This is a genomic window from Streptomyces sp. NPDC030165, assembly GCF_055573595.1.
The window spans coordinates 229,297-243,365 of sequence record NZ_JBVIBD010000014.1 but is presented as its reverse complement, the minus strand read 5'-3'; the positions used below and the strand labels follow the sequence as shown (position 1 = coordinate 243,365).

The 14,069-nt window shown below is 72.7% G+C and carries 13 protein-coding genes; 11 read left to right on the top strand and 2 right to left on the bottom strand.

Features of this window, described 5'->3' with window-relative positions:
- The first annotated feature begins 97 nt into the window (after window positions 1–97).
- The 7 genes from ACZ4Z1_RS25970 to ACZ4Z1_RS25940 all read left to right on the top strand — a co-directional run bounded on the left by ACZ4Z1_RS25970 (window position 98) and on the right by ACZ4Z1_RS25940 (window position 6,092).
- On the top strand, window positions 98–1,222 hold the full coding sequence (locus ACZ4Z1_RS25970) for a sialidase family protein (RefSeq protein WP_468489008.1): 1,125 nt from the start codon (window positions 98–100) through the stop codon (window positions 1,220–1,222).
- The gene (locus ACZ4Z1_RS25965; protein WP_468489007.1) at window positions 1,219–2,607 is read left to right on the top strand and encodes an ABC transporter substrate-binding protein; all 1,389 of its coding nucleotides are present in this window, start codon (window positions 1,219–1,221) and stop codon (window positions 2,605–2,607) included. The genes ACZ4Z1_RS25970 and ACZ4Z1_RS25965 overlap by 4 nt, the downstream gene beginning before the upstream one ends.
- Complete coding sequence (locus ACZ4Z1_RS25960) at window positions 2,604–3,596, top strand: carbohydrate ABC transporter permease (protein ID WP_468489006.1); 993 nt, start codon at window positions 2,604–2,606, stop codon at window positions 3,594–3,596. Before ACZ4Z1_RS25965 ends, ACZ4Z1_RS25960 begins: the two co-directional genes overlap by 4 nt.
- Window positions 3,593–4,495: a carbohydrate ABC transporter permease gene (locus ACZ4Z1_RS25955; RefSeq protein WP_468489005.1), complete on the top strand. Its 903-nt coding sequence runs from the start codon at window positions 3,593–3,595 to the stop codon at window positions 4,493–4,495. The genes ACZ4Z1_RS25960 and ACZ4Z1_RS25955 overlap by 4 nt, the downstream gene beginning before the upstream one ends.
- A 13-nt stretch (window positions 4,496–4,508) precedes the next feature.
- Window positions 4,509–5,258, top strand: coding sequence for an NADPH-dependent F420 reductase (gene npdG / locus ACZ4Z1_RS25950; protein ID WP_468489004.1), 750 nt, complete (start codon window positions 4,509–4,511; stop codon window positions 5,256–5,258).
- A gap of 196 nt (window positions 5,259–5,454) precedes the next feature.
- Window positions 5,455–5,760 carry a hypothetical protein gene (locus ACZ4Z1_RS25945; RefSeq protein WP_468489003.1) on the top strand — a complete coding sequence of 102 codons (306 nt, stop codon included), beginning with the start codon at window positions 5,455–5,457 and terminating at the stop codon, window positions 5,758–5,760.
- Between the two features lie 134 nt (window positions 5,761–5,894).
- The gene (locus ACZ4Z1_RS25940) at window positions 5,895–6,092 is read left to right on the top strand and encodes a hypothetical protein (protein WP_468489002.1); all 198 of its coding nucleotides are present in this window, start codon (window positions 5,895–5,897) and stop codon (window positions 6,090–6,092) included.
- A 72-nt stretch (window positions 6,093–6,164) separates the two neighbouring features.
- Here the strand turns inward: ACZ4Z1_RS25940 and ACZ4Z1_RS25935 are convergent, their stop codons facing one another.
- The gene (locus ACZ4Z1_RS25935) at window positions 6,165–7,331 is read right to left on the bottom strand and encodes a helix-turn-helix transcriptional regulator (RefSeq protein WP_468489001.1); all 1,167 of its coding nucleotides are present in this window, start codon (window positions 7,329–7,331) and stop codon (window positions 6,165–6,167) included.
- 85 nt (window positions 7,332–7,416) lie between these two features.
- Between ACZ4Z1_RS25935 and ACZ4Z1_RS25930 the strand changes: the two genes are divergently transcribed.
- Both ACZ4Z1_RS25930 and ACZ4Z1_RS25925 read left to right on the top strand, forming a co-directional pair.
- Window positions 7,417–7,731 (top strand): hypothetical protein, encoded by a 315-nt coding sequence (locus ACZ4Z1_RS25930; protein ID WP_468489000.1) that lies wholly within the window; start codon window positions 7,417–7,419, stop codon window positions 7,729–7,731.
- A 50-nt stretch (window positions 7,732–7,781) separates the two neighbouring features.
- Complete coding sequence (locus ACZ4Z1_RS25925; RefSeq protein ID WP_468489046.1) at window positions 7,782–8,897, top strand: methyltransferase domain-containing protein; 1,116 nt, start codon at window positions 7,782–7,784, stop codon at window positions 8,895–8,897.
- A gap of 37 nt (window positions 8,898–8,934) precedes the next feature.
- Here ACZ4Z1_RS25925 and ACZ4Z1_RS25920 read toward each other — a convergent pair whose 3' ends face one another.
- A complete protein-coding gene (locus ACZ4Z1_RS25920) occupies window positions 8,935–9,750 on the bottom strand; it encodes a site-2 protease family protein (RefSeq protein WP_468488999.1) in 816 nt (271 codons plus the stop codon).
- A gap of 170 nt (window positions 9,751–9,920) precedes the next feature.
- Between ACZ4Z1_RS25920 and ACZ4Z1_RS25915 the strand changes: the two genes are divergently transcribed.
- Both ACZ4Z1_RS25915 and ACZ4Z1_RS25910 read left to right on the top strand, forming a co-directional pair.
- Window positions 9,921–10,406 carry a DUF6578 domain-containing protein gene (locus ACZ4Z1_RS25915; RefSeq protein WP_468488998.1) on the top strand — a complete coding sequence of 162 codons (486 nt, stop codon included), beginning with the start codon at window positions 9,921–9,923 and terminating at the stop codon, window positions 10,404–10,406.
- On the top strand, window positions 10,403–14,053 hold the full coding sequence (locus ACZ4Z1_RS25910; protein ID WP_468488997.1) for an AfsR/SARP family transcriptional regulator: 3,651 nt from the start codon (window positions 10,403–10,405) through the stop codon (window positions 14,051–14,053). Before ACZ4Z1_RS25915 ends, ACZ4Z1_RS25910 begins: the two co-directional genes overlap by 4 nt.
- The last annotated feature ends 16 nt before the right edge of the window (window positions 14,054–14,069 follow it).

The following is a 14,069-nucleotide window of genomic DNA, read 5'->3' as shown; positions in this document are numbered from 1 at the left end:
GACATGTGCCGTGCCTTGACGGCCAGTTGGGGTCTCCCTATGGTCACGCTGACAGAGGACGTCCTACGTCCGGCCGCCGGGCCGCCGGGGAGGACCCATGGCTCACGAGACTTCCCTTCCGTTCCGCGCCGGGTCCGAGGGCTACGCGAGCTTCCGCATCCCGGCCGTGGTCACCACCCGCCCCACAGCCGCCGACGGCACCGCCGTCACCGGCACCCTGCTCGCCTTCGCCGAGGGCCGGGTGGGCAGCGCCGCCGACCACGGCGACATCGACATCGTGCTGAAACGCTCCGCCGACGGGGGCCGCACCTGGGGCCCGCTCCAGGCCGTGGCCCGCAACGGCACCGGTACGGCGGGCAACCCGGCCCCCGTCGTGCTCGGCAGCGGCCGGGTCCTGCTGGTGCACGTACGCAACGCCGCCACCGCCACCGAGGACCGCATCCGCCGCGGCCTGGTGTCCGCCGCCGACGGGCGGCGCGTCTGGGTGCAGCACAGCGACGACGAAGGTGCCACGTGGAGCCCGCCGCGCGAGATCACGGCACAGACCAAACGCTCCAACTGGCGCTGGTACGCCACCACCCCCGGCCACGCCCTCCAGCTCCGGCACGGCCCGCACACCGGCCGCCTCGTCGTGCCCGCCAACCACTCCATCGCCCCCACCGTCTCCGGCGACAACGGCACCGAGGGCCGCTACAACGGCGGCCACGTCCTGCTCAGCGACGACGACGGCGCGACCTGGCGCATCGGCTACACGGACAGCAACCCCAACGGCTACATCAACGCCAACGAGACGACCGCCGCCGAACTCCCGGACGGCACCCTCTACTTCAACACCCGCAACGACTCCCCGGCCCCCGGCAACCGTGCCGACGCCCACTCCGCCCCCGAGCACGCCGGCGAGCGGCTGATCAGGCCGTTCCGCCCGCAGGCCGGGCTGACCGGGCCCGTCGTCGAGGGCAGCGTGCTGCACCTGGACGAGCCCGACGTGCTGCTCTTCTCCGGCCCCGCCGACCCGGACGCCCGCGCGCTGATGACCGTACGGGCCAGCCGGGACCGCGGCCTGACCTGGCACCCCGCGCACACCGTCGACGGGCTCCCGGCGGCCTACTCCGACCTCGTACGGACCGACGAGGCGACCGTCGGGCTGCTCTACGAGACGGGCGACTTCAGCGCCTATTCGACGATCACCTTCCGCCGCATCCCCGTGGAGGAGCTGACATGAGCCTCGGTACGTACGACAGCGGCCGGGACCGGGACAGGGGCGGCGCTCCCCGTGCGCGCCGGGTCCGCCGCCGGGCGCTGCTCGGCGGGGCCGCCGCGGCCGCCGCCGGATTCACGGCGGCCGGCTGCGGCGGCAGCGGTGACGGGGACGGCGGCGCGGCCCCCGAGGAGCGCAGGAAGGGGCAGAAGATCACGCTGTCGTTCTGGTCCTGGGTGCCGGGCATCGACAAGCCGGTGGACCTGTGGAACAGCCGGCACCCGGACGTCCAGGTCGAGGTGGAGAAGGTGTCCGCCGTCGACGGCCGCCAGTACGCCAAGATGCACGCCGCCGTCAAAGCCGGGAACCCGCCGGACCTCGCCCAGATCGAGTTCCCCGTCGTCCCCGGCTTCCTGCTCGACAACGCCCTGATGGACCTCTCCGCACTCGGCGCCGCCCGCTACAAGGACCGGTTCGTGGGCTGGCAGTGGCAGCAGTCGGTGTTCGGCAAGGGCGTCTACGCCATCCCGCAGGCGTCCGGCCCGATGGGCCTCTTCCTGCGCCAGGACCTCTTCGACCAGTGGAGCATCCAGCTCCCGCAGACCTGGGACGAGTACGAGGAGGCCGCCGAGGCGGTCCGCCGGCAGGGCGCCTGGATCGAGACGTTCGCCCCCACCAACGGCAACCGCTTCGCCGGGCTGGCCTGGCAGGCGGGCGCCAAATGGTACGCCGCCCAGGGCGACACCTGGACCGTGCACATCGACGACGAGCCCACCCGCAAGGTCGCCGACTACTGGGAGTCGCTGGTCCGGCGCAAGCTCGTCAAGACCATCCCCGACCGGCAGAACGCCTGGTACAAGGACATCCAGACCGGCGCCGTCCCGGCCTGGATCGGCGCCAGCTGGGGCGACGCGCTGCTGGCGGGCAACGCGCCCGGCACCAAGGGAAAATGGCGTGCCGCGCCCCTGCCGCAGTGGCGGAAAGGCGCCGATGCGCACGCCAACTGGGGCGGTTCGACCACCGCCGTCTTCGCGAAGGCTTCCTACCCCAAGGACGCGCTGGACTTCGCGCTGTGGCTCAACACCGACCCGCAGTCCATCGCGCTGCTGATCGACGGCGGCTACGGCTTCCCGAGCGCGAAGAAGGGCTACGCCACCGCAGACCTCGACGTGTACCAGGACTTCTTCGGCGGGCAGGCGTACAGCAGGGTCTTCGCGGACGCGGGCGCGCACGTGGACACCAACTGGCAGTGGGGGCCCGGCGTGGACACCCTCTACCAAAGGCTCGGTGACGCGTTCACCGAAGCGCTCGACAGCGGTGGCACGTTCCGGTCGGTGCTCAGGACCGTGCAGGGGCAGACCGTCTCCGACCTGCGGGGCAAGGGCCTGAAGGTGGAGAGTGGCGGGTGAGCGGACCCGGAGGGAGGCGGGCCGGGGCCGGGCGCGTACGCCACGGGCGTCCCGCTCGTGGCGATCACCGCACGCGTCGCCTCACCCGCACCGAAGCCCGCAACGCCCGCGCCGCGGCCGCCTTCGTCCTGCCCTTCCTCGCCCTCTTCCTCCTCTGCTTCCTCGCCCCGATCATCTACGCCGTCCACCAGAGCCTGCACCGCACCGAGCGCACCGGCCCGCTCGGCCTCGGCGGCCAGGAGCGCGAGGCCTTCGCGGGTCTCGCCAACTACGCGCACGCGCTCGCCGACGACCGCTTCCTGACCGGATTCGGCCGGGTCCTGCTCTTCGGTGCCGTCCAGATACCGCTGATGATCGCGCTGGCGACCGTCCTCGCACTCCTCCTGGAGAGCGCGAGCGCCCGCGGCATCACGTTCTTCCGCAGCGCGTTCTTCCTGCCGTACGGCGTCCCCGGCGTCATCGCCTCCATCCTGTGGGGCTTCCTGTACGTACCGGGCATCAGCCCGCTCGTGGAGATCGCCGGATCGCTCGGCCTGCACGTGGACTTCCTCGCCCGCGACACCGTCCTGTGGTCCATCGCCAACATCGTGACCTGGCAGTTCACCGGCTACAACATGCTCGTACTGATCTCCCAGCTCAAGGCCGTACCGGAGGAGCTGTACGAGGCGGCACGCATCGACGGCGCCAACGCCTGGCACATCGCCCGGCACATCAAGATCCCGCTGATCCGGCCCGCGCTCGTGCTCACCACCGTCTTCAGCATCATCGGCACCCTCCAGCTGTTCGCCGAGCCGATGGTGCTGCGGCCCCTCGCCGCCACCATCGACTCCGGCTTCACCCCCAACCTGCACGCGTACAGCGAGGCGTTCGTGAGCAACAACCAGCACATCGCGGCGGCCGAGGCGGTGCTGCTGGCGCTGGTCGCCTGCGTACTGTCGTTCGGCTTCCTGCGGCTGGTCGGACAGCGCGGCGACGGGAGCGACCGGTGAACCGGGCCGCCGCACCCGACACCGCCGTACGCCCCGCACGACCGCCTGGAGGGGCCACCCGCGCCCCCCTCCGCTACCGCATCATCACCGCCTCCCTCCTGACCGTCGCCGCGCTCTACTTCCTCACCCCCGTCTACTGGCTCCTCGTCTCCGCCACCAAGAACAGCGCGGACCTCTTCGGCACCTTCGGCTTCTGGTTCGCGCACCCGCGCCCTTTCGACCACCTCGGCGACGTGCTGACCTACGACCACGGCATTTATGTCCGCTGGTTCGCCAACTCCCTCCTGTACGCGGGCGCGGGCGCGCTCGCCGCCACCCTGCTCTCCGCCGCGGCCGGCTACGCGCTCGCCAAGTTCCCGTTCCCGGGCCGGGAAGCCGTCTTCAACCTCGTCCTCGCCGGAGTCCTCATCCCCGGCACCGCCCTCGCCCTCCCCCTCTTCTTCCTCTTCAGCTCCATGGGCCTGGCCGACACCTACTGGGCGGTCCTGGCCCCCGGCGTCGTGAGCCCCTTCGGCGTCTACCTCTGCCGGATCTACGCGGCGGCCGCCGTACCCGACTCGCTCCTGGAGGCAGCCCGCATCGACGGCGCGGGGGAGGCCCGCATCTTCGCCGGACTGGGCCTGCGACTCATGACCCCGGCGCTGGTCACCGTCTTCCTCTTCCAGTTCGTCCACATCTGGAACAACTACTTCCTGCCGCTGGTCATGCTCTCCGACTCCGACCTGTATCCGATCCAGCTCGGCCTGACCTCCTGGGCCGGGTACGCGGACCGGCAGCCGGAGCTGTACCAGTACACGGTGGGCGGCGCGTTCCTGTCCGTACTGCCGCTGATGGTGCTGATGACGGTCCTGCAGCGGTACTGGCGTACGGGACTCACCGAGGGCAGCGTGAAGGCGTGACAGTATCGCTGTCATGACTACTTCCGACGACGCGCGGACCGGCAACGACGCGCAGCCCGTTAATGTCGCCACCGAAGCCAAGAAGGCACTCAAGAGGGACCCCTGGGACCTCCCCGACGTCTCCGGCCTCGTCGTCGGCGTCCTCGGCGGCACCGGCGACCAGGGCCGCGGCCTGGCCTACCGGCTCGCCCGGGCCGGCCAGAAGGTGATCATCGGCTCGCGCGCCACGGAGCGCGCCCAGGCCGCCGCCGATGAACTGGGCCACGGCGTCGAGGGCGCGGACAACGCCGAATGCGCGCGGCGCAGCGACATCGTCATCGTCGCGGTCCCGTGGGACGGCCACGCCAAGACCCTCCGGTCGCTCCGCGAAGAACTGGCGGGCAAGCTCGTCATCGACTGCGTCAACCCGCTCGGCTTCGACAAGAAGGGTGCCTACGCGCTCAAGCCGGAGGAAGGAAGCGCCGCCGAACAGGCCGCGGCCCTGCTCCCCGACTCCCGCGTCACCGCCGCCTTCCACCACCTCTCCGCCGTCCTCCTCCAGGACCCGCAGACCGAGGAGATCGACACCGACGTGATGGTGCTGGGCGAGTCCCGCGCCGACACCGACCAGGTCCAGGCCCTGGCCGCCCGCATCCCCGGCATGCGCGGCGTCTTCGCCGGCCGCCTGCGCAACGCGCACCAGGTGGAGTCCCTGGTGGCCAACCTGATCTCCACCAACCGGCGCTACAAGGCACACGCGGGGCTGCGGGTCACGGACGTGTGAGACGGCACCCGGCCCGGCGCCGATCCCTTGCCGGTTCCTCCCCACCACCCCTGGCCTGGAAGGCTTTCCACCTCCGTGGAAGGCTCGGTGCCCGGTACGGCGGGCGAGGGAAGGAGCGTGACGCCATGCGGTGGTTGCCCTGGCCGCCCGCCCGGAAAGTCCGGGGGCCCGGGCGGCGGGTTCCGGAAGGAACGCGATGTCCCGTACGGACAAGACGAAACCACTGTGGACACGCCACGCGGAACACGGCCCCCGGCCGGTCCACGATCACCGCTACGGCCCCTGCGACCTGCCGCCGCACCCGGCACGGGAAGCCGCCGGCACCCGCTGCCGGTGGGAAGACCCCGGCATGATCCTGTTCGGCTCCACCTGCTGCGTGGGCTGCCACAAGCGCGGCTGTGTCAAGGAGCGGCAGCGGTTCACCAGGGCCGGCAACCGCAAGAACCGCTACGCGGGGCGGCGCGAGGCACGCCGCCGCGCCACGGGAGCGGCCGAGGACTGACGCGCCCCGGGGCGGCCCCGCGGGGCCGCCCCTCCGGGGCTGCCTCACATGTGCCGGGGCCCTCGCCCTCCGCCCGCACCCCATGGTGGACACTGGAGGAAAACCCCATACCCCCACGCACAGGAGCCGACCCCATGCCCCGCCTCGCCGTCTTCGCCCTCGTCGTCTGCGTCCTCGCCGTCGCCGCGGCCGTCGTCTCGTTCGTGCAGGGCAGCTGGCTCGGCATCGTGTGGATCCTGATGGCGGGCATCTCCAGCAACATGGCCTGGTTCTACGCCCGCAAGGCAAAGATGGACCGCGCGCGGCGCGAGGGGGCGGCGGTGGCCGGCTGAGGAAGGCCGGACTCGCGACAGGCGGTCATCGCGCCCCCGTCGCGGCGGCGTGCCGTACGCGGGCGCAGTGAGTCAGAGCGCATACGGATCTGCGTGCATGGCATCGTCGAGGTGCTTGAGGGCGTCGCGAAGGCGCGGTGGTGCTTTTGCCGAGGCGAGGCCGGTTTGTACGGCTTCGTCCAGTAGGCGTCGGATGCGTACTGATGCCGTTTCGCCAACGGTGGGCACTATCGCGGCCACCAGCTCTTCGGCGTCGCGCCACGCGCGGAGGCGCAGCAGGCAGTCCAGGAGCCGGGCTGCCGCCATGCCCCGATATCCGACGGTGGGTCCGCCTCGGTGCTCCGTGGAGCGCTGGAGGAGGGGGACGGCACCCGCGTGATCTCTTGCGGTCATGAACGCGTGCCCGTGGTGTCCGTCGATCTCGTTCTCCGTGAGCCACCACGACCATGCCGGAGCGTGGGGGCTTCCGTCGCATTCCATCAGCGAGCGCGCCTTGGCGAACGAGCGCGTGGCCTCGGGGAGGGCGCCGCAACCTGCGAGCCCCTTGGCCTCGCGCATACGGAAGATCGCTTCGACGCGGGGGGACAGACGGCCCTCTTCGATGACCGCGCGCGCCACGGCCAGCTCCTCGCGGTAGCGTCCGAGCCAGCCGGCGTGCATCGCCACGTTCTGCAGGATGAGCAGCTCGATCGACCGGTCACCCGACAGCCTCGCCAGGAACAGCGCCTCCCGGTTGAAGCGGTGAGCGGCGTCGTGCTGCTCGGCGTCGAAGAGGACCCAGCCGGCGACTTCGGCCAGCTCGCTCGCCGCCGACCTGATGTCGCGCTCGTACGCGCCGTCGTACGCGCCGTCCCCCAGCCGCTTGTGCACGCTCTTGAAGGTGCGTGCTGCGACCTCGGCGACGGGCAGGCCCGTCAACTCGTTGTCCAGGAAGATCAGCCGCTGTGACGCCTCCCGGATGGCCTGGGCATACTCGGCCCCGTGTGTCTCGTTCAGGCGCAGCAGCGGCACCCGGTCGTGACCGTCCTCGCGTAGCTGCCTCACCGGGACGTCCAAGGCCGCGGCGATGAAGGGAAGCCATTCCCGGGGGACCCGTTTCCCCAGCTCCCACCTGCTGACTTCCTTGCGCGTCACGGGATCGCCGCAGACGCCGGCGGCCTTGCAGACCTCACGCGCCAGCCACGCTTGTGAACGCTCGCCCCGGAGGTGGCGGATGCGAGCCCCGATATTTTCCGGCATGACTCCATGGTGGCCGACACACGGCCGGTAAGAGGCCGACATGGGGCGGCTGTTGCGTGGGGCGGAGCAAGGACAGAGTTGCCTCATGAACGAACACCGAGGAACCCTCGACCGCCCCGTACACCTCCTGGACCCCTTCGCCGGGGACATCGACCCCGCCCCCAGGGAAGGCTGCGCCCGCTGCGTCGCGGAGGGGGAGCGCCGTACCGGGGCGCGGGCCGCAGGGCTCGCCTTCGTGGCCGGGGAGGCGAGTCATGAGATCCGGCGGCATCCGCGTCACTGGCCCGCGATGAGCGGCAACCCGCAGGACGACAGCGACAGCGGCAACAAGCACGGTGGAGGCGGTTCCGACGAGGGCGGCAACACGAACGACGGCCAGGGCCCGGCGGAGGGCCGGTGACCGAGTACGACGCAAGGGCGGCGGGCCCGGAAAGGCTCGCCGCTGTGCTCATGGAAAAGGGCGCGCTGACGAGTGACTGGCTGCCTTCCTACGAGGCGGTGCCGCGTCATGCGTTTGTGCCCGGGGTGATCTGGCCCGGTCGTGGCGGCATGAACCGGCAGGACGAGAGGGTGGTCCGCGACGAGGAGCCCGAGACGTGGTGGGCGGCCGTTCACCGGGACGCGCCGATCACGACGCAATGGGATGACGGGGCGTACACCGGGCCGGGAAAGGGCAGGGTTCCGTCCAGCTCCAGTTCCATGCCGACGATGGTCTTTTCGATGCTGGACGCGCTGGGCGTCGAAAAGGGGCACCGGGTGCTGGAAATCGGCACCGGTACGGGGTGGAACGCGGCTCTGCTCTCGCATCGGGCCGGGGCGGGGAATGTCGTCACCGTCGAGGTGGATGAGGCCAGTGCCCGGGACGCGCGGCGGCGCTTGAAGGCGGCCGGGTTCGAGCCGGTCACCGTCGTCGGCGACGGGGCCGAGGGGTGCGCCGGGAGCGGCCCGTACGACCGGGTCATCGCCACGTGTTCCATCGGCAGCGTGCCCCGCCCATGGGTGGCGCAGACGAGACCGGGCGGGATCATCGTGGCCCCGTGGGGACCGGTGTACGGCGGCGAGGCGGTGGTCCGTCTCACGGTTTTCGGGGATGGTTCGGCGGCGGGGCGGTTCGTGGGTTCGTCGGCCTTCATGCGGCTCCGTGCTCAACGCGCCGCGCGCAAGCACGTACGGGAATATCTCGGGGGCCGCGCGTGGCCGGCGGACGGAACGCGCGGTACGACGTCCCTTTCCCCGGACGAGGTCGGGGAGTGGCACGTCATGTTCGCCATCGGTGTGCAGGTTCCGGACGCGTTTCCGTGGCTGGAGCCGTACGAGGACGGTTCCAGCACGCTGTGGCTCCGGGATACGGCGGTCACGTCGTGGGCGACGGTGGACCACGTGCCGGGACGCCGGGAATTCGAGGTCTACCAGTACGGGCCGCGGAGACTCTGGGACGAGGTGGTCGTCGCGTACCGCTGGTGGGAGGGGCAGGGGCGGCCGGGATTCGAGCGTTTCGGGCTGACCGTGGACGGTGACGGCGAGCGGGTGTGGCTGGATTCGCCGGAGAGGCCGGTGCCTGGCTGAGCGCGAGCGGAGCGCGGCGTACCCGTAACCCGTACGGTTACGCCGCGCCCAGCCCGTCCAGCCCGCCCGGCAGCTGGGGTTCTCCCTGCCAGAAGCGGAACAACTGCTGACCGACGTACGTGTCCCAGTCGGTGATGCCGAGAGCGTGCAGGATCGTGTCGACCGCGTCGAAGAAGAGGCTGTTGAGTTCGGGGATCCACAGGAGGCCGAAGACGGCGATCAGGCCGAAGGGGGCGAAGGGTTCGACCTGGCGGCGGATCTTGTGGGAGAGCCAGGGTTCGATGACGCCGTAACCGTCCAGGCCGGGGACCGGGACGAAGTTCAAGATGGCGGCGGTGACCTGGAGGAGGGCCAGGAACGCCAGGGCGTAGCGGAACTGCTGGGGAACGCCGTCCATCGCGCCCAGCCAGAAGGGGGCCGAGACGACCGCCGCGAAGAGGATGTTGGTCAGGGGTCCGGCGGCGGAGATCAGGCTGTGCCGCCAGCGGCCCCGGATGCGGCCGTGTTCGATGAAGACGGCGCCGCCCGGCAGGCCGATGCCGCCCATGATCACGAAGATCACCGGCAGCACGATGCTGAGCAGGGCGTGGGTGTACTTGAGGGGGTTGAGGGTGAGGTAGCCCTTGGCGCCGATGGAGATGTCGCCGCTGTGCAGGGCCGTACGGGCGTGCGCGTACTCGTGCAGGCACAGCGAGACGATCCAGCCGGAGACCACGAACAGGAAGACGGCGAAGCCGGGGCCGGCCGCGAGCCGCCCCGTCCAGACGGCCCACCCCGAGACCGCCATGACGGCGACGAGCGCGAGGAAGACCGGGCTGACGCGGCGGTCGGCCCGCTGTGCTGCTGTGGTCATGGCGTGGGGCTCCCGGTGGTGCTGTGCGGCGCGGTGTGGCCGGCGAGGTGCGGCGCGGTGTTCTGCTGTGCGGTTGCGGTGACGGGCAGCCATGACCGTATCGGCGGACGGGGCGGCCGTGCACGGAAAACGACGGGCGGTGGGCGGGAGGTTCCGGGCAGTCTGGGCCCATGACGGATACGGGCGCGGGGCGGACGGTACGGGTGTTCCACCGCGACTGGGAGATGGAGTGCTGCGGCACGCCGTTCTCGGTGGGGGACGAGGTCGCGTGGCCGCTGGTCTTCGAGGACGTCCCGGCGGCGGACGCGGCGGTCTGGGCCGACTGCCTGGACGAGCGGGGGCTGCTGCGGGTGGCCACGCTGCACGGCGGGGAGCCGGAGAAGGGGTCCGGGGCGCCGAGGCTGGCGGGGCGTGTCCGGTCGATACAGGTGGTGGTCGTGGGATACCGCGGGGCGGAGCCGGTGGCCGGTGAGCGGTGGCTGCGGCCGGTCGGGCGTTGCCCCCAGCGGTTCTCCGACCGTGTCGAGGACGGTACGGAGCTGGGCGTCAGGCAGGGCGGCGGGGCCGGGGCCGGACGAGGTGGGCGGGGTTACCGCCGGGTCGAGCGTGGTGTCGTCGTCGAGGTGGACATGGCGGGTGAGGAGCGCGGCACGTGAAGCCGTCGCCCGTGCAGGACAATGGGTCGGTGCGCTACGAAATCCTCGGGACGGCCCAGGCCCACCGGAGTGACGGTACGGCCGTCGCCCTCGGCGGCCCGCGTCTGCGCGCACTGCTCACGGCGCTCGCGCTGCGGCCCGGCCGCTCGCTCACCGCCGATCTGCTGATCGCCGACGTCTGGGGGCCGGAGCCGCCCGCCGACGCGACCGGTGCGTTGCAGGCCCTGATCGCGCGGCTGCGCCGCTCCATCGGCCGGGACGCGGTCGCCTCCGTACACGGCGGATACCGGCTGTGCGCCGACCCGTCCGACGTGGACCTGCACCGTTTCGAGCAGTTCGCCGCCGAGGGGGCGCGGGCGCTGGCCGACGGCGATCCGGTCAAGGCCGCCGCGCGGCTCGACGACGCGCTGGCGCTCTGGCGCGGCCCGGCTCTGGCCGACCTGCCGGAGGCGGCGGGCGAGGCCGCGCGCGCCGAGCGTGGTCACCTGGACGCCCGGCGTACGCGGCTCGCCGCCGAGGTCGCCCTCGGACGGCCCGGCCAGGCGTTGCCCGCGCTGACGGCCCTGTGCGAGGACCATCCGCTCGACGAACCGCTCCAGGCCCTGCGTCTGCGCGCGTTGCGGGCCGCGGGCCGTACGGCCGAGGCGCTCGACGCGTACGCCTCGGTACGGGCCGCGATCGCCGACCGCCTCGGCGCGACGCCGGGGCCGGAACTGCGTGGCCTGCATGCGGAGTTGCTGCGGCTGGAGGGTGATTCTCCGGGGGCCGGTGTGGGGATGGACGCCATACCCGCGGACCGTCGTGCGGGGGAAGCGGCGGAGGCGGCGCAGACAGGGGAAGGGGCGGGAGGGGGTTCATCCGCCGATGGCCCGTGGACGGCGGAGGCAGCCGTACCGCCTTCCGGGGCCGGCGGCGGACCGGCCGACCGGAGCGGCGTGGGTCCGGCCGCCGGTCCGCCCCCGCCCGCCGGCGCCACGAACGGCGCCCGTCCCGGTCCTGTGCGGCTGGGGAATCTGCGGTCGCGGCCGACCTCCTTCGTCGGGCGGGAGGACGACCTGGCGGTGATCAGCGCCGATCTGGCCGCGCACCGCCTGGTGACGCTGCTCGGGCCGGGCGGGGCCGGCAAGACGCGGCTGTCGCAGGAGAGTGCCGAGGCGGCGGCGGTCGCGGCGCCCGGGCTGTGGACGGACGGTGTGTGGTTCGCGGAGCTGGCGCCCGTGGACGATCCGCAGACCGTTCCGGAGGCGGTGCTCACCGCGCTCGGGGCCCGCGAGACCGTCCTGCGCGGCACCACCACGGAGGAGCTGCGCGCCGTCAGCGACCCGACCGCGTACGACCCGATGGCGCGCCTCGCCGAGCACTGCGCGAGCCGGCGGATGCTGCTCGTCCTGGACAACTGCGAGCACGTGATCGGCGCCGCCGCCGAGCTGGCGGACCGGCTGCTGGCCGAGTGCCCCGGCGTGACGGTGCTGGCCACCAGCCGGGAGCCCCTGGCCGTGCCGGGCGAGGCGCTGCGCCCGGTGGAACCGCTGCCCGACCCGGTCGCGCTGCGGCTGCTGGCCGACCGGGGTGCCGCCGCCCGGCCCGGGTTCCGCGTCGAGGACGACCCCGTCGCGTGCGCCGAGATCTGCCGGCGGCTCGACGGGCTGCCGCTCGCCATCGAACTGGCCGCGGCGCGGCTGCGGCTGCTCACCCCGCGGCAGCTCGCCGACCGGCTGGACGACCGGTTCCGGCTGCTGACCAGCGGGAGCCGCACCGTGCTGCCCAGACAGCAGACGCTGCGTGCGGTGGTGGACTGGTCCTGGGACCTGCTCGACGCCGCCGAACGGGCCGTACTGCGCCGTATGTCCGTCTTCTCCGGCGGTTGCGACCTGGCCCTGGCGGAGGAGGTCTGCGGGGACGGGCCGGATGAGAGGGGCGGTCCGGGCGGGACAGACGGGCCGGGTGCGGCGGATGAGGCTGCCGGGCCGGGCAACGCGCGTACGGCCGGCCACCCGGCCCCCCGGGTCCGCGTCGAGCCCCGCGACGTGGCCGCCCTGCTCGGTTCGCTGATCGACAAGTCGCTGGTCGTGGCCGCGCCGGGCCGGGACGGGCGGATGCGCTACCGGCTGCTGGAGACGGTTTCCGAGTACGCCGGTGAGCGGCTGGACGAGACGGGGGAGCGGGCCGCGGCCGAGCGCCGGCACCTGGTCGCCTACCGCGAACTCGCCCGTACCGCCGACCCGTTGCTGCGCGGACCGGCCCAGTGCACCTGGCTCGAACGCCTGGAGATGGAGCACGACAACCTGCGGACCGCGCTGCGCCGGGCCGTCGCGGCGCACGACGAGCAGGAGGCGCTGTGCCTGGTGCTGTCGCTCCAGTGGTTCTGGTCGCTGCGCGACCACCGCGCCGACGCCCGTGCCTGGGCGGCCGCCGTGTCGGCCCTCGGGCCGGACCCCTTCGCGCTGCCCGTCGAGCCCGCGCCCGCCCTGCACGCACGGCCCATCGACACGCCGCCGCCGATGGACCCCGAGCAGCTGCAGGAGGCGCGCCGCGAGGTGCGGCTGGTCGAGCTGGCCAGTGTGGAGAGCGACCTTGAGGTGCTGCGCAGGCCGGAGCGGCGGGAGGAGCTGACCGGCATCCTGACCGCGTACCGCAGCGGTCTGCCGCAGACCTGCAAGGTGCCGGGCGTCCTGTGGTTCTACGCGGTGCTGCTGACGGGCCGGTTCGCCGACCTGGCGCACCTGGCCGACGAGGCGGTGCGCGCCTGCCGGACGTTCGGTTACGACTGGGAGCTGGCCTTCGTCCTCCAGCTGCGCTCCAAGATCTTCAACGACCGGCCGGACGGCCTGGCCCAGGCCCGCCGGGACGCCGACGAATCCCTGGAGATCTTCGTCCGGCTCGGTGACGCGTGGGGCGCGGCGGAGGCGCTGTCGGGGCGCGGCGAGGCGCGCGAGGGCCGTGGCGAGTACGCCCTCGCCGCGGAGGACTACCGGGAGGCCATCCGCTACGCCGAGGATCTCGGCGCGTCCGGCCAGTCCCTGATGCTGCGGACCCGGCTGGGCAGCGTCCTGGTCGAGGACGGCGCGGAAGCGGACGGCGAGCGCCTGCTGCACGAGGTGCTGCGGCTGGCGAAGGAGGGGAACGGCGGCCGCGACGCGGCGCCGTTCGCCCACCTCACGCTCGCCATGCACCTCAGTTGCGCCGGGCAGCTGCGGGAGGCGCGCGAGCATCTGAGGGAAGTACGCGAGCTGTTCGGGCAGCGCGCGCCGGAGATGTTCCGCGGAGTCGTGCTGGCGTCCCTGGTCGCCCTGGACGTCGAGGAGAAGAAGTACGCCGACGTGCTGCCCCGGCTCCGTACGGCGCTGTCGATGATGCAGGACCAGCTCGCCCAGATGGTCGCGCCGGACCTGCCGGTCATCCAGCTCGTCACCGGCGCGCGGGCGGTACTCGGCGTACGGGGCGCGGCGGCCGCACCGGACGCGGCCCGGCTGATCGGCGCGCACGACGCGCTGCGCGGCACCAGCCACCGGCCGCCGCGCGTCGTCCGCCGAAACCGGGCGACCGCCGAGGCCGAGGTCCGCGCGGTGCTCGGTGACGCCGCTTTCGACCGGGCGTACGCCGAAGGCGGCGGCCTCTCCCTCGGAGAAGCCACCGCCCTCATCTGACGCGAGCCGGGCGAAG

Excerpts from the sequence above, each read along its gene's own strand:
- ACZ4Z1_RS25940 (WP_468489002.1), top strand. The coding sequence starts at position 5,895 with ATGCCCCGCCTCGCCGTCTTCGCCCTCGTCGTCTGCGTCCTCGCCGTC.
- ACZ4Z1_RS25920 (WP_468488999.1), bottom strand. The coding sequence starts at position 9,750 with ATGACCACAGCAGCACAGCGGGCCGACCGCCGCGTCAGCCCGGTCTTC.
- ACZ4Z1_RS25970 (WP_468489008.1), top strand. The coding sequence starts at position 98 with ATGGCTCACGAGACTTCCCTTCCGTTCCGCGCCGGGTCCGAGGGCTAC.
- ACZ4Z1_RS25930 (WP_468489000.1), top strand. The coding sequence starts at position 7,417 with ATGAACGAACACCGAGGAACCCTCGACCGCCCCGTACACCTCCTGGAC.
- ACZ4Z1_RS25915 (WP_468488998.1), top strand. The coding sequence starts at position 9,921 with ATGACGGATACGGGCGCGGGGCGGACGGTACGGGTGTTCCACCGCGAC.
- ACZ4Z1_RS25935 (WP_468489001.1), bottom strand. The coding sequence starts at position 7,331 with ATGCCGGAAAATATCGGGGCTCGCATCCGCCACCTCCGGGGCGAGCGT.
- ACZ4Z1_RS25945 (WP_468489003.1), top strand. The coding sequence starts at position 5,455 with ATGTCCCGTACGGACAAGACGAAACCACTGTGGACACGCCACGCGGAA.
- ACZ4Z1_RS25925 (WP_468489046.1), top strand. The coding sequence starts at position 7,782 with ATGGAAAAGGGCGCGCTGACGAGTGACTGGCTGCCTTCCTACGAGGCG.
- npdG (WP_468489004.1), top strand. The coding sequence starts at position 4,509 with ATGACTACTTCCGACGACGCGCGGACCGGCAACGACGCGCAGCCCGTT.
- ACZ4Z1_RS25965 (WP_468489007.1), top strand. The coding sequence starts at position 1,219 with ATGAGCCTCGGTACGTACGACAGCGGCCGGGACCGGGACAGGGGCGGC.